The following is a 347-nucleotide window of genomic DNA, read 5'->3' as shown; positions in this document are numbered from 1 at the left end:
GCGATTACTTTGCATTATACCCAACGACCTTAAACTTTATTCCTTATCGCTTAATCCCACGCGATTTGATTTTATCTTTTCTACCTAACCACCACTCTTATTCGCTCCATTCCACTAGGGGCTAATAAGATTTTGCCCTGTATATTTAGCCTCACTTCATTTTCTTTGCTCTCATCTATATCCCTTACATAATCCCTTTGCAAATCCATAAACCTACCATAGCCATATTTTATCTCATCATTATTTCGTTTTTCTTTTAGCATTTTAGAGATAAACTTTGGAATCTTTTTAGGGATAATTAGCATATATTCATACATACTATACGCCACCCTAATGCTAAAGATTCT

General features: G+C 34.3%; 1 protein-coding gene. It reads right to left on the bottom strand.

Annotation, left to right across the window (positions count from 1 at the left end; translation table 11 throughout):
• Positions 1-80 precede the first annotated feature (80 nt).
• Positions 81-347, bottom strand: a 267-nt coding sequence (locus ACWIUO_RS13950) for a hypothetical protein (RefSeq protein ID WP_454178483.1), incomplete at its 5' end; no start/stop codon positions are given.

It is taken from the genome of Helicobacter sp. T3_23-1056 (assembly GCF_053654535.1).
This window is presented reverse-complemented; position numbering and strand designations above follow the sequence as displayed.